General features: G+C 38.2%; 12 protein-coding genes and 1 pseudogene. 7 read left to right on the forward strand and 6 right to left on the reverse strand.

Features of this window, described 5'->3' with window-relative positions; all coding sequences use genetic code 11:
* Positions 1-11: 11 nt before the first annotated feature.
* Positions 12-971 (forward strand): sterol desaturase family protein, encoded by a 960-nt coding sequence (locus QZ562_RS07405; protein ID WP_293758789.1) that lies wholly within the window; start codon positions 12-14, stop codon positions 969-971.
* A 322-nt stretch (positions 972-1293) separates the two neighbouring features.
* On the opposite strand, the gene QZ562_RS07410 is transcribed toward QZ562_RS07405, so the two are convergent.
* The 4 genes from QZ562_RS07410 to QZ562_RS07425 form a co-directional block, all read right to left on the reverse strand.
* The gene (locus QZ562_RS07410) at positions 1294-1449 is read right to left on the reverse strand and encodes a hypothetical protein (protein WP_293758791.1); all 156 of its coding nucleotides are present in this window, start codon (positions 1447-1449) and stop codon (positions 1294-1296) included.
* A gap of 214 nt (positions 1450-1663) precedes the next feature.
* A complete protein-coding gene (locus QZ562_RS07415; RefSeq protein ID WP_293758792.1) occupies positions 1664-2110 on the reverse strand; it encodes a DUF4174 domain-containing protein in 447 nt (148 codons plus the stop codon).
* A gap of 405 nt (positions 2111-2515) precedes the next feature.
* A complete protein-coding gene (locus QZ562_RS07420) occupies positions 2516-3148 on the reverse strand; it encodes an NAD(P)H-dependent oxidoreductase (protein WP_293758793.1) in 633 nt (210 codons plus the stop codon).
* 26 nt (positions 3149-3174) lie between these two features.
* The gene (locus QZ562_RS07425) at positions 3175-3621 is read right to left on the reverse strand and encodes a DoxX family protein (protein ID WP_293758807.1); all 447 of its coding nucleotides are present in this window, start codon (positions 3619-3621) and stop codon (positions 3175-3177) included.
* A gap of 156 nt (positions 3622-3777) precedes the next feature.
* On the opposite strand from QZ562_RS07425, the gene QZ562_RS07430 reads away from it, so the two are divergent.
* A complete protein-coding gene (locus QZ562_RS07430) occupies positions 3778-4683 on the forward strand; it encodes a LysR family transcriptional regulator (protein ID WP_293758794.1) in 906 nt (301 codons plus the stop codon).
* Positions 4684-5482: 799 nt separating this feature from the next.
* Here QZ562_RS07430 and QZ562_RS07435 read toward each other — a convergent pair.
* Positions 5483-8797 carry a S41 family peptidase gene (locus tag QZ562_RS07435; protein ID WP_293758796.1) on the reverse strand — a complete coding sequence of 1105 codons (3315 nt, stop codon included), beginning with the start codon at positions 8795-8797 and terminating at the stop codon, positions 5483-5485.
* Between the two features lie 143 nt (positions 8798-8940).
* Between QZ562_RS07435 and QZ562_RS07440 the strand changes: the two genes are divergently transcribed.
* The 4 genes and pseudogenes from QZ562_RS07440 (at position 8941) to QZ562_RS07455 (ending at position 12365) form a co-directional block, all read left to right on the forward strand.
* Positions 8941-9774 (forward strand): putative RNA methyltransferase, encoded by an 834-nt coding sequence (locus QZ562_RS07440; RefSeq protein WP_293758797.1) that lies wholly within the window; start codon positions 8941-8943, stop codon positions 9772-9774.
* A 135-nt stretch (positions 9775-9909) separates the two neighbouring features.
* On the forward strand, positions 9910-10098 hold the full coding sequence (locus QZ562_RS07445) for a hypothetical protein (RefSeq protein ID WP_293758798.1): 189 nt from the start codon (positions 9910-9912) through the stop codon (positions 10096-10098).
* A gap of 544 nt (positions 10099-10642) precedes the next feature.
* Positions 10643-10747 (forward strand): annotated as a pseudogene (locus QZ562_RS07450) (superoxide dismutase [Ni]); the annotation flags it as partial.
* A 1246-nt stretch (positions 10748-11993) separates the two neighbouring features.
* The gene (locus QZ562_RS07455; protein WP_293758799.1) at positions 11994-12365 is read left to right on the forward strand and encodes a response regulator; all 372 of its coding nucleotides are present in this window, start codon (positions 11994-11996) and stop codon (positions 12363-12365) included.
* 732 nt (positions 12366-13097) lie between these two features.
* Here the strand turns inward: QZ562_RS07455 and QZ562_RS07460 are convergent.
* Complete coding sequence (locus QZ562_RS07460) at positions 13098-13472, reverse strand: transcriptional repressor (RefSeq protein WP_293758801.1); 375 nt, start codon at positions 13470-13472, stop codon at positions 13098-13100.
* A 366-nt stretch (positions 13473-13838) separates the two neighbouring features.
* Between QZ562_RS07460 and QZ562_RS07465 the strand changes: the two genes are divergently transcribed.
* Positions 13839-14387: an iron transporter gene (locus QZ562_RS07465; protein WP_293758803.1), complete on the forward strand. Its 549-nt coding sequence runs from the start codon at positions 13839-13841 to the stop codon at positions 14385-14387.
* Positions 14388-14780: the final 393 nt, after the last annotated feature.

Raw genomic sequence — 14780 nt, forward strand, 5'->3', positions numbered from 1 at the left:
AAGAGAGTTAAATGCAAATAGTTGATTTACTAAGCGAGAGTATCCTGTCCTTACCTGGATATTTGGTTGATGCCAATAAACGTGTTTTTGGAATCTATTTGGTATCAGCTATTTTGCTCGCTATTCCGGCTTATTTAGTACAAAAGAAACATGTTAAATTAGGTACTTTTTGGGGGTACTTGTTTAATAAAAAAATATGGTTTCATGCTTCTGCACGACTTGATTACAGTTTATTTATTGTAAACCGTTTGCTTAAATTACTACTTTGGACACCCATAGTCTTGACTATGGTGCCAATTGCAATCGGATTTTCAGGCATACTTGAAACACTGTTTGGCGAAACGGCACCTGTTACTGATAACCAAGTCATTATCATCAGTATATTTACTCTGGTGCTTTTTTTGTTAGATGACCTGACTCGTTTTTTACTTCATCTGGCCATGCATAAAGTGCCCATTCTATGGGATTTTCATAAAGTACATCACTCTGCAAAAGTAATGACCCCTATGACAATCTACCGTAGTCACCCTTTTGAAAGCTATTTATACGCATGTAGAATGGCTCTTTCTCAAGGATTAGCCGTTGGTATCGGTTATTATTTTTTTGGGCCTACATTGAGTATGTTCGATGTGCTTGGTGCCAACGTTTTTGTATTTGTGTTTAATGTTATGGGAGCAAATTTACGCCACTCTCACGTATGGTGGTCTTGGGGAGATAAAATTGAGTCATGGTTTATTAGTCCTGCACAACATCAAGTTCACCATAGCGATAAACCGGAGCACTTTGACCGTAATTTAGGCTCCACCTTAGCTATCTGGGATAGGATGATTGGCACCCTAATTCGATCATCTAATGTGGGTAAAATTCGGTTCGGTATCGGCGTGGGTGAACCAGGTCATGATTCAGTATATCAAGCCTATTTAAAGCCATTCAAAGATAATCTTTCAAGAATGACATTCGTCAAAAAGTAAGGTTTATTCCTAGTCATGCTTATTATTGTATGAATGTTGATGGGTCTTCATTTTTTAGAAAAAGTCAGCATAAAATAATCTAGGATGGTGCTAGCCACCTTAGCTAAACGTATGACTAACCTGCAACAGGACGGTTAATGTCTTACCGTGAAATAGGTCATTGCGTTAATTAAACCCGCCAAACGTATTTTCTTTACCAATTTGACCACGAAAGCTGATAGGTTTACTGAGGTAATCTCGGCCTATCGAAAATGCAGAAACAATAGAAGGCATGTCGTAATGTGTTCAGTGACTGAGTATATGAGCCGCTGCATTAATTAATTTATCGCCAAAAAGAAAACGTTGACTTGGGCAGTCCACCTGTTATTTTCGTTTTTTTGTATGGCTCGGTAATTAAATCTACTTGTTCAGCGTTTCTACTGCCATTGATAACATCAAATACGATGTTCTTACTGGTAACTTTTCTAATCTGAGGCATACTAAATAACCCATCATTCAGCTTTGTATCGTTGCGGCAACCGACAATGTCATTGTCTAAAATGATCTCATAAGATATCAGTATGGATAACATAGCGACGTCAGGCTACTTGATTTTGACACCCAACTTCCATTTTACCCAATACAACCTGTTCGAGCAGGCAAGGCTCTGTGGGCTTGTTACTTACTTTTCCATGTCTGTTGTTTATAGTGAACTATTCATTACTTTCAATGCGTCGCATCGGCATTAAATCAATCTCATTAAATATTTGCTCTAGACTAAAGGTTTGAATGGGGTAACGATTTTTTATGCCTCCGTCTAGCCCAATCAATAATACTTTGCCGAGGTTTTGTTCGACAATTGTGAGTACTTCAGCACTGAGCAGTGGTGATGCTGTTTTAAATGTTGATATGTTGAATACCCACGTTTTGTTTTTAACAACAACTAGCCACATTAGCTTACGGGCGTTAAATTTATGACTGTGATGTTGGGCTTCATCTTGTAATTTACTCCACTTAATTTCGGAGTCGACGTGAGTAATTATCAATCTATGTCGCCATTTAAAATCTGTTAGGGAGTCTTGTGGTGTCACTTTTGTTGCCGCTGTCGTTGCCGTTGTTAAGGTATGTAATGTGAACAACCATAAAAATGCAAACTTCATATCAATCACCTGATGACAAAAAATCTAATGAGTACTATTAACCTACTATATTTTTACTAGGTTGAACCAGATATTGATTTCTTTGTAGTGATTGCGCAAGTTTATAATGACTTGCAAAGTGTCTATGGTGATTGAGTTGACTGGCTTGTTATATGTTGTCGCAAAATTCTGCAGGTAGCCAAATAGTCGGCTACTGGGTGATTAATACTAAGGTGGTTGGCATACAAGTGAGTTTATTGTTTTCAAAGTTGACTATGTTTACGACACACTTCTGTGCATGTGAGCAGTGTGTCGCCATTTTCGGTTAACAAATTTCTAAACGATTATCTCAAAGGCGAAACTTACCACCGCTAGTTTTGGTGTTATACCACTTGTTGATATACTTACCCTGCTAAAACATACCTATTATATTGCTGCTGCAACGTTGTTAGTTTGTTCATTTGATAACTTATTTGTTGGCTCTTTAGATAATATAAGGTCGACTTGCTGTTTGCCCGATTCGATAATTTGCTCGGGTGAGCCTTTCGAGCCACTTGCATCAATATGCAAAATTTCTTCAACACCAATAAAAGCACAAATATGCGCTAGGTAACCACTGACAAAGTCCATGTCGCCGCCAATGGGTGTGCCACCAGAAGCCGTTATGATGAATGCCCTTTTAATATTCATCAGTCCTATTGGGCCCTGATTAGAATATTTAAAACTCACACCTGCACGGCATATTGCGTCTATCCATTGTTTGAGCGATGCAGCGATACCAAAGTTGTAGATAGGAGCGCCAATAATTAAGGTGTCTGCATCTCTTAGTTCTTGGATCAATTTGTCTGATAACGCTATTTGTGTTTGCAAGCTGGGGCGTTGTTCATCCGACGAACTATGAACACCCATCAAATCTTGTGCACTAATGGCAGGTAATGGGTTAACAACTAGATCGCGATGTACTGTGTTTGCGTTTAACGCATTCACAATGTATTGACCAATAATACGGGTATTCGAATTTGTTAATCGGGTGCTGCTATCGATATGTAAAATACTCATCGTGTTCTCCTTTTGGGTTACGATTATTATTTAGTTAATTTATTTTGTATTAAGTCGTCTACACTCAGGCTACCAGCGCCTCTGACTGCTAAACCCAAACTAATGACTAACAATGCCAAACCAAATTCGTAGCCATTGTTTGACATAAATAGGCCGTTTTGCAAATGCACAAAGATGATGGCAACTAGCATAGTGATGGCTAAAACCATAGCGGCTGGGCGTACCAACAAACCTGCTATTAATAATAAACCACCAATAAACTCAGCTCCACCAGCTGCAGCTGCCATTAAAGTGCCGGGTGCAAGACCAATCGATTCCATCCATCCTGCTGTGCCTTCTAACCCATATCCACCAAACCAGCCAAACAGTTTTTGGGCTCCATGTGCAGTAAATATCAAACCTGCTCCTATTCGTAACGGTAGAGTATCTAAACCCAGTTTTGTGGTGATTAACGAATGAATAGATGTGTTCATAAATGTATTGTTAAATATTTTCATTTTGTTGTTCCAGTAAGTATTGATAGGTATTTAGGTAATTGATAAAGCTATTGTACTGAGTTAAATATTTTGAGTAAGTGGCTATATGTGTTTAATATGTTCTAATTATTAGAACAATGAGAGGGTGATGGTATGGCAAGAAATCCGCTGACTATCGAGGTACTTGAAACGCTAGATGCTATCGAAAGACGTGGAAGTTTTTCAAAAGCTGCAGAAGAACTGAACAAAGCGACCTCTGCTATTTCTTATGCAGTACAAAAACTTGAAGAGCAACTTGGTATCTCATTATTTCAACGCTTGGGGCGTCGTTCAGTCTTGACTCCTGCTGGGCGTTTAATCTTGGCTGAAGGCAGAGGTATTTTATATACTACTCGCAGATTGGCAGATAAAGCTAAAGAGATCGCAACTGGATGGGAACCTAGGATCAGCATAGGTCTTGAGACACTTCATTCATCTTCAGATTTTTTTGATGTGATCAATAATTTTTTGCAAGAGTTTCCTACGGTAGAAATTGATATATCTGAATGTGTATTGAACGGTGGATGGGAGGCATTAGAGCAAGGCAGAGTTGACTTACTGGTAGGCTCACCTGGCCCAGTACCTTCTCAAAAAGGTTATAGGTCTGTTGCTATTGGTTGTGTTGAGTTAGTACCTGTTATTGCCGCTAGTCATGTTCTAGCTAATCACGCTGTAGCTAAAAAACAAGATAACAACCAAAGTATAAACAGTGTAATGAGGCAACTAAGACGGATTGTTATTCACGATACGTCTTTTAGTGGCATATCGCGCAGTGAGGGACTAAGTAGTGATGGTCAAATGTTTTATGTGCAAAACATTGATCAAAAAATGCATGCAATATTAGTAGGCATTGGTATTGGTAACTTACCCAGACATCGTATCCAACACTACCTTGATGAGGGTGTACTTCTAGCATTAGATATAGAGCAAAAAAACAACGTAGAGTCTTTTTTAGCATGGAAAATTAATAACAAAGGCAAAGGATTAAGAGCTCTTACCGAAAAGTTAATGGTAAAGTAAGCCCTTCGATAAAAGCTTACAGACTAACAATTATGCCGTCGGTAGCGAATAATATTTGCCCTTGGTATTGTTGGCGAATAATGCATTGTGTTTCTTTTTGAATGGTTGAGGTACGTTTCTTGAAACGTGATAATACAAGCTGTTTAACCTTTGCTCGAGTCGCTATTTGAGCTGCAAATTAGATGCTGTACCAACGGCGTTACAAGACCGATATATTGCTTGCTAGCAATATATCGGTCTCCATCGTTCGTTAACATAATCATTTAAGTGGAAAAAAGCACTTTTATCACCCATTAACTTTTATCACTCATTAAGTTGTGCAGATAATTGCTAGTTGATGGCTTCAGGTCGTTTGCAGCTGGGCCATAAAGTGGGAGGTTAGCGTTTCTTGACGTAAAATAGCCACCTTTAACAAAAGAGGATAAGTCAGTACTGTGATCAACATGCGAGTGAGTGAATAAATAAAACGTCTTGTAGGTCCTTAAAAACCGCCTCACTTTTACCATATTTAACACTTGTGACTGATCCTGCATCGATGAGTACTCGGGCTTTATTATTATGCCATATTAGATATCCACAAGAATTACGCCGCCCATCAAGTTCAGGGCTGCCAGAGCCCAAAATTTGTTACTTTACTTGGTCAATTTTGCACTAATTGGCATAGCTATTGGAACACATGATTATCAATACCAATATCAAAATCAATACCAATACCAATACCAAAATGTATGCACCATCAGCTTACCCTTTCAGTTAACGTCACCTTGAACGTTAATATTAACTTTGACTGTAACAATACCTAATGAATAATATCATCAGCCGATACACTGACCTTAGGAAAGGGAAGTGTTTTCATAGGTTGAACTGGATTTTCTTGCATCTTCTTTTTGAGTAACTTAATCGCTGCTTGTAGTTGCGCATCTTCACCATTAAACGTGGCATGAGGTAAGTTGTCTACTTCGATATCAGGGGATATACCTTTACCTTCTGTTATCCAGCGGCCATCCATCGCATACACAGGAAGTTCGGCTACTCGGGCTATGCCTCCATCTGTTTGTCTATTACGACCGGTTAACCAAACACCTGCGCCTGCTGTTTGTTTACCTATGACTGAGCCTAGTTTTAAGGCTTTAATACCAGCTGTGAAGGTCTCTCCGTCTGAATAAGTAAACTGATCTGCAAGCACCACTAAATGCCCTCTAAAGGTTTGTTGCATGTTGGTAAATGAGTCACCGCCACGCACTTGCCAAAACGACCAAGCCCTTTTAAGCAACTTTTCTAGTATCCAGCTATCGACATTGCCTCCATTGTTGCGTCTAACGTCTATGATCAGGCCCTGCTTTTTATATTGTGCATAAAATTCTTTAGCAAAAGTGGCCACATCAGCAGCGCCCATTGCGCGTAGGTGCAAATAACCCAATTCTTCATCAGTTTGATGTACCTTTTGTTGGTTTTGAGTCACCCAATCATAATAACGATGGTAATAATCATCTCTGGTAGAGCCAGGTTTTACCACAGTGCTTATCTGTTCGTCTGCTCTTTTAAGATCAAGTAATACTTGCTTGCCCGCTTGATTTTGAAGCGCTTTAGTTATGTCTGGTATGCTTTGTACAATTTGACCGTTAATAGCACTAATAATATCACCCACTTGAGCGTTAACCCCTGGCCTTGCAAGCGGTGAAAGGCGGCTGATTAGTTCGGGGTCATTGGTATAGATATGTTCAATTTTCACACCTTGTGTAGTGTGTGAATATTGCGCACCCAAAGTTGCAGCTTTAGGTGCGTTATTCTGACTGGGCAAGTCTCCTCCACGAACTTGGGAGTGCAATGTATTCAATTCGCCCATCATTTGTTTGAATATATCGTTTAGTTCATGACGATCGGTCAAACGCGCTAACAACGGTTGATACTTCTGTTTGACTGCTGGCCAATCTAATCCGCGCATATTTTCATCGAATAACGAATCACGATGCATCAACCACGTGTCATGAAAAATTTGCTGCCACTGTTGTTGAGGATTAAGGTATAACTTCCAGTCTGACGTATTCACTGTAACGTCTTTTGCTGTGCTGGAAAATGAAGCGCCAGCGGATATCAAATACATCTCTTTTTTGTTACCCGTTTTTTGCAAAAATAATGTCTGTCCATCGTTAGACAAACTAAAAGATTGCACTGATCCTAAAAACGTTTCGGATTTGCTTTTGGGTTCTATGGCTATCGATTTTAGCTCTGCTTGGGTATCAGGTTCAGTGACTTTGTCCAATACATACAAGAAATTTTTGTTAGCTAACATTTTTGAATAGTTACCAGATGAAACAGGTACCTGCCACAATCTTTCCGTCATATTTTGCCAATCTATGGTTACTTTTGGCAGATTTTCGGTATTGGTTTCTTGCGATGTATCGGACTCACTTTTAGCATCGCTGTTATCTTTGTTGGCATTTTTGTCTTTGTTATTGTCAGCATCCTTTAGCCCATGAAGCTCAGTGGGTTGTTCGAATGGAAATTTGGCATCTTCTTTTAGAGCAATAGCAAAAATTAATGTTTTTCTATCAAAACTAGCGCCCATATTTCTGTCTCCCCAGGGCGAGTTGGGGAAGCTATCAAAGTGACGTTCAGATAAGAAATATAACCAACGTGAATCGTAGGAAAATACTGGCGAGAATGACGCATACTTATCACTGGTGAGTGCCTGGTATTTGTTTGTTAAAGTATCAATAAGCATTACTTGGCTCCGTTCTGCTTTTGCTCCTGCATGGGTAATCGCGATAAGTTGGCTATTGTTTGACCAAGACAAAGAGGCAATAGGAAAAGTCCCCACGTTATTTGATAAAATCATTTCATTTTTTTTGCTGTCTAGATCTAACAGCCATAAATCACCGTTTTTATCATCGTGAGCGATTGACTTACCATCTGGTGACAAGTAAAGATCCCAACGAAATATGGAGCCATCAAAGGTTAATTGTTTGGCGCCTTTTGAACCATCTGCAGGGTACTGCCATATTTCTAATTCACCCGTACTGTCATTTATAGCAAAAACTGATTTTTCGTCGTAGCTTAATATAGCCTTACGCGTACGTGAATTTTCAGGTGTAGCAACCTCGACTAACCTTGACCCATTAGTCGTGGCAATCGCTACTCGACCTCGGGCGGTTAATACCACTTTCTTAGCATTACCCGCTTGTTTTGCTGAGGTTAGGTTCTTTAAAGGTTTATTAACCCAGTGCTCCCTCAAAGCTGGAAAATCTGAGGTGAGAGCGATATCTACGACGGTGCTTTGTTGACTGGATAAATCGAATATTATGATATCTGCACCTAGTTGATAGGCAATTTTATGACTGTTTAAACGAGCGTTTCTGACTTCCCAATCTTGATGTTGCGTATGCTGTTTTTGGTTTTTACCATTCAATTTCATTGACCAGATATTGTCGCTACCACTTTGATTGCTAACAAAATATAAACGCTCTTCATACGGCATGGGTGTTCGTGCTGAACCCTGGTGTTTACTGGTAAGTCGCGTCGCTTCTTTATTTGAACCTAGTGTGAATTTCCATAATTCACCTTTTGCGCCACCTTGATAATTACGGGCATTGTCATTAGATATTTGCAAACCAAACTGCGTAAAGTATAGAGTCTTTCCATCCGATGCTATAGAACCTTCTACTGCATCCGCTAAGGGGATGGTAGTAGCAATAAGGGTAGTAGGGTCAACACGTTTAAGTGTCCAATTTCCGGTTGGTCCTACTCGACCGTTGTAGCTGTAAAGTACTTTTGAATCATCGGTCCAACCGTGCACTTTTACATTGACGTTTTCAAATGTTACACGTTTTGCTAAGCCACCTTGAATAGGTATAACATGCACTTCTGGAGTACCTGAGTAATTGGCTACAAAAGCCACCCAATTACCATCAGGAGAAATACTCGACTCTTTTTCTTCAGCGGGGTGAGTCGTCAAGCGTTGCGCATATTTTTCGTCTAATCTTATTTTCCATAAATCACCTTCAGCGGTAAAAACTACCGTGTGATTGTGCAACGCTGGGTAACGGTAATAACCGGGAGTAGCTAATACTTGTTGAACGAATATCAGCAAAAATAGGAAAAAGGGTACACGCATTATTGGCTTCCTGAGTCTTGGTTGAGATAGATTTAAGACCAAGTTAATAACAAAGAAGCCAACAAGTCTATGATGATGTTACAATTTTAGCCTGAGCTATAACTTGATCTATAACCAACTCAAAAAAGGACGATAATAGTCTTATGTCATCATGGATATGCCCCTCTTGTTCAAATATGTTGTTACTCAGTAATAAGGTATGGGCTTGTTCAAATGGTCATAGTTATGATGTAGCAAAGGAAGGCTATGTAAATTTACTCCTAGTCCAGAATAAAAATAGCAAGCAGCCTGGCGATAATAAAAAAATGGTTAATGGGCGCCGTGCTTTCTTAGAACAAGGGTTTTATCAGCCCTTGGCAGACTCAATTTCTAAAATTTTCAATCAACACCTTGCAACAGTGACAGAGCATGGTGAGGTGAATTTTTTTGATGCCGGCTGTGGCGAGGGTTATTACATGAGCCAAGTGAGCCAGCTTTGTAACCAAGACAAGGTTAAAATTGAATTTAGTGGGCTGGATATTTCTAAATTTGCAGTACAAAAAGCCGCTAAAAAGTACCCTGAAAACCACTTTGCTGTGGCCAGTACTTTTCAATTACCATTAGCAAACAACAGCCAGGACGCAGTATTGCAAATATTCGCACCCAGCAGTGAACGCGAGGTTCATCGAGTATTAAAGTCCAGCGGAATATGGATAACAGTCAATCCAGCAGCTCATCATTTATTTGAATTTAAGCAGGCATTATACGACAAACCCACCGAACACAAAGTGGCTCAAGTTATCCCTGATGGGTTTGTCCTAGCGCAGCAGTTAAATGTAAGTTTTGTCATTCAGTTAACTGAACCTCAGCAAAGGGAGAACTTGTTGATGATGACACCTTATTATTGGTCGGCAACTGCAGAGAAAAAACAGAATCTAGTGGACAACTTACAGCAGTTCACTACTGATTTTGATATTTGTGTGTATTTGAAAGGATAAATACGTGCGGTATAGAAGCGATAGATTTTGTATTGAACATTATTGTGTGTAAATTAAATATAATAGGACTTAACTTCGATTAATTCTTTTTCGCAGCAACGCCCAGCAAGCCATCATAATTGAGTTATCTTTACCATGCTTGGAGTGTTAACTATCGGTCCATTACAACCTAGTCTCGCAAAACATCACATTATGCAATCTATTGAGCGTTATGAAATTGCGATTTGTGAAGCGATGGTGCCTACCAATATAGTCAATTCAGGAAAAGTGGCCAATGCCGCGCTACATACTAGTGTTAATAATTTAGCTGAATACTATGGCTAACAATATGAACATGCCTTAAGTGAAAACGAGCTAGCTAAAGCATACAATATTATTAATGCTTTATTGCAAACGAGCAATCTGAGGAGTAAGACTAAGCATTACTATGAGGTAAGTGCAGAGCCAATATTACCTTATTTAAATTTAGACACTTACATCACAGTATTCTCTCAAAAAACGATTGTTGCCAACTCAACAGTTTAACCACGAAGCAGTCAAATCAATCACTGCTGAAAAATTTCACCCTTTAATTTAACTATAATGGGGAATGACCATGAAACTTGTTACCCAATATGTAATATTTTCCCTCCTACTTAGCCCTAGTTTTTATTTATTCTCTTATCCTGGTCATAAGCAAAGCTAATGGAGCAACGATTTTTACATTCGGTCTATTACGTGTCGCTATTTTCACTACTTAGTATTGGCGTATTTCTGCTCACAAAAGTAGTGATAAAAAACGGTATAACCCCAACAAGAAACACTTATGATTTCTGACTTACTCAACGCATTTGACAATAGATTTGTAATACTCTGAGCAGTAGCGCACTGTGATATCTTATGCAAAATTTATAAGCCCATTGTTGCACAGATAGCATGCTTAAGTTTCCAACGCATTATGTACCTGATACAAGAGTTGATTGATAAACCTTAGCTTACGGCCGCTGACTATTCGCAGCTAAGCCGGTTAATACGAGAAAAAGTAATTCATACCAACAGTGTTAAAGAAGAAATTAGGGCAATTTTGGGTGACGATTTTTAAGCTCCTAAACTAAAGTAGTTTCCCAATTCACATTTTTTAGTACATGAATTCATGTTAACTGCATCTAAATGTAAATAGCATATTGCACGAGGCAACGCAGAGCATTGACCAAGCTTAGTTAATAAATTTGTAGGTGGTTTTTGGTGCAGTAAGAAATTTTCGACCTACACAGCATCATATCCTTATCCGCCCCGTGAAAAGTTAGCTTGTCCTAAGCTTAACGAGCAATAGAGTCCTGTTAATGCTACGATTTTATAAAGTAGTGGGTGCCAGTATGACACCCATTTTTGCCATTGTGAGTAACCTGGACACTTTTTAAATCCAGAAAATGTCAGGTAGTAGTGGTTAATCACCCAAGGTACAAAAAATTATCAAACGCATTAAATAGGTCACTGATAATTAACGTTATTTGTTAGTTTGTGACAATCCCAAAGTACAAGTATTCTGGAATTGTGTTTTGTTATCCAAGAGAGTATAGATGGCGTTTTATGATTATTTAAGCTTTGCCAACTTTCAACTGGAACTCAGCAGCATCAATAAAAGTTAAGGCAAGGTTTTATTAAAGCTAACATCTCCGTTTATGCTGTTTGTAAACCCAGATATAGATGTAATGGCCTTCGTGGTTAGTGTTCCCATTTTTTTTATGTCATTATCCTGATATCTGCTCAGACGTTCATTTAGAAAGTAATTTAGCTGCTATTAGCGGTATTATTTGAATTGTTATTTTATGCGTATGCTCATCATTTATTTGTTATCCACGATTCAGAATTTAGGCTGGTTCAAAACGATAACCCAGTTGGTTCGTATTGCGCTATAGTTGTGTATGTACTTGATTGGTCGAGACCAATTAGTGCATCACTGACTTATTGTCATTTACCTATTTTCTTTAATGTGTAAATCTGACAGCTATTGTTATAGTAAAAATTTTTATAGTAACTGTTTATAAGCGTATGTTGGTTTATGTCTGTTGGAAAAGTGAGGGGTTTATACTCAGCTGTTCGTTTTTTATCTATTTCAGTCATGCACTATTATCTAATTCTAAGTGGAAGAGATGTAGAATTTTTAAGTAATAAGGGAAGGCATTGATAGTAACTGACTGATTACCTATTGTTTAAATTAATATACAGAGAAAATAATTATGAATCAGAAAATAATATTGATTGTTGACGACCAAGCTGAATTACGAAAATTAGTACGCATGACACTTGAATGTGATGATTATGAGTTACATGAAGCAAAAAATGGACAGCGAGCGCTAGAATTAGCAAAATTGATCAAACCAGACTTGGTGATTTTAGATGTAATGATGCCGGGTGAAATTGATGGCTTTCAGGTGTGTAACAATCTAAAGCAAGACGGTAGCGAAAAAATTCCATATGTAATGCTTCTGACTGCCAAAAAACAAATGACAGATTTTAAAGATGGAATTCGAGCGGGTGCAGATAATTACTTAACTAAGCCATTTAGCCCATCAGAGTTAATAGATTCTGTTCAAAGTGCATTAGCGTGATATTAATCTTTGATTAATACCTAACTTAAAATTCCAATGCAGCTGATTTTCAACGTTCGGTGTTATTTAACTCAATTAAATTAGTCGGTGCATTATCTGTTTAAACACAATGACCTCTTTGGAGTCGAAGCATTAGAGCTACACAGTATACGTTTAACTTTTAATATTCGAGTTTGTTACGTTCATGATATGGCTTTTATTCCTTCTGAGTGTGCGTCGCTTACTGTATAAAACAGCATAGATTAACAACTCGAGAGTCAAGTTATTAAGTAGTAAACGTTAGCTTCATTAAAACAAAGATTCGTATCTAAAATTGTCACACTGTTGCCTGCCAAATTGAGTTGAATTGTAGTTTGTGTAGGGAGCAAGTTAGGTACCTATCATTCACCTTATGATATCAACACCAAAATTTTTAACCCGCATCAATCATAGTCATATGATTATCAAACTTTAACGCTAACGTATCAATACTGGCTGTTCCTGTTACAGGTTGATTGTGGTTTAGGGTTTTAAGTAATCCTTTACCGCTAGACGTTAATATATTGCCAAGCGATTAAGCGAGGCCTGACACATCGCTGAATATTTGCTGGTCAATAAAAGTACGGGTTGTGGTGTCCCAAAAGCTAAGATGTGAGCCTCTAGGGCAACTGACACAAAGTAGGTTATCTTTGACTGTATCGTTGCATTTTTTACCACTGCGACTGTGAGGCGCTGAAGGCATGCAAGTTATTTTCACCATGATGCATAAAAACTAAGGGCTGAATAATCGACCGGCTTCCTTGGAACTGGGCCCGTATGAACATCAACCATATGATCGTGGTCGTTTTGTGACGATAATTCGTAAATCATTCTGTTGGGAGAAAAATTGTGCCTAACCGCAATGCCAGCTGCACAAAATTCAGTGAGTACCCTGTGAATGCTAGCGTGACCCACTTTTCCACCCTTAGAAAGCAATAATCTATAAAGCTCTTCTGCATTAAAATGTTGTGTGCATGATTGTTGTAATAGCTCCAATATCAATAAGCGAGGTTTGGTGATCCTCACTCCTTTACTCATCAATAGATGCTCGTTTTCTGAAAGCTTTTGAGTATCTGGTTCACCTATCATGCTATTCGTTTGTCCTTTCACTTATTAAAAATCGAGGTTTTTAATATATATCTATGCAGAACTTTATTACAAATGATAATCATTATTATTTGTTTGCTGTGTATTTATTTGTATTTATGTGTAAATATTTTAGATACAAAACATTCAGATGAGGAAATTCAAATAACTTAATTTCCCATATCTAGATCCTCCAGTGGAGCGTTTTATGATTTGTGATAACGGTGGAATTTTGAACACATTAATAAATATCTTAGGCGACAAAGAGCCACATCAAGAACTCAGGGGCATTATGTTATCGAACAAGCTTTTATCGAAAAATGATGATACGTAAACTAACTTAAAACACCTTAAATTGGAGACACTACAATGAAAAAACTATTAACCCTTATGAGCATACTTTGGGCTGCCAACAGTATGGCACTAGAACTTGTAATCGGTGAAGAACGCTTAGAGCCGGGACTGGTATTTATCTTTGAAGGTGCAATTAAAGATCATGTGCAACCTGCTGGATTACTGCATCTTAAAGAACATGAGACACATGTTCATATTGAGGCAAGAGCAAACTGGGATACTAAAAATACACCCCAAGGTACGCCCAGTGGTGGATTTGTCCCATACCTACATATTACCTCTCGGGTGATTAATCAAAAAACAGGATTAAGCACTTTTATAGATGTAGTACCACATATTAACTTGGTCGATAACTTTCATTATGCCCGAAATATAACGCTTCCTGGCAGTATTGATGACAAATACACTGTGACATTCAATATTATTCCTCCAGCGCATACGGAGTTAGCAATACACAGAGACTGGCTTAACACTTATGGAAAGAACCTTTCTAAAGAGCAAAGTTATACCTATAAAGATGTCGACTTTTCAGAAATCGCAAGGGCAAACAGGACTACAAAATAGTTTTACTATCTGAATATATCGAAACGCGTTTTGATTTTGTAATATATCTAAAAATGCTATTGATAATCATTATCATTTAGATTAATATGTTTGTTATGTTAGGTGGACTGGTCTTTGCCTAACATCGCTCTAAGGGCAGGTATTCTCCGAGGGTACCTGCTCAACACTAACTAAATAGTAGTGATGCTAAGGATTGAAAAAATTTCCAGCACGTCATTGAGCGCCATCTACTGCTGCAGTATATATTTTATTAATAAGAGATTTCGATAACATCTATCAGAGCGAAAAAGTTAGATTATTTATGATGGATGGATGGATGCGTAGTTAAGCTCCAATTAATTTCCTTTTTATATTCGCTTTTTTGAAAAAAATAAAATACCCATACAGAGCAAA

The sequence above is a fragment of the uncultured Paraglaciecola sp. genome (genome assembly GCF_913058035.1).
Taxonomy (GTDB): Bacteria; Pseudomonadota; Gammaproteobacteria; order Enterobacterales; family Alteromonadaceae; genus Paraglaciecola.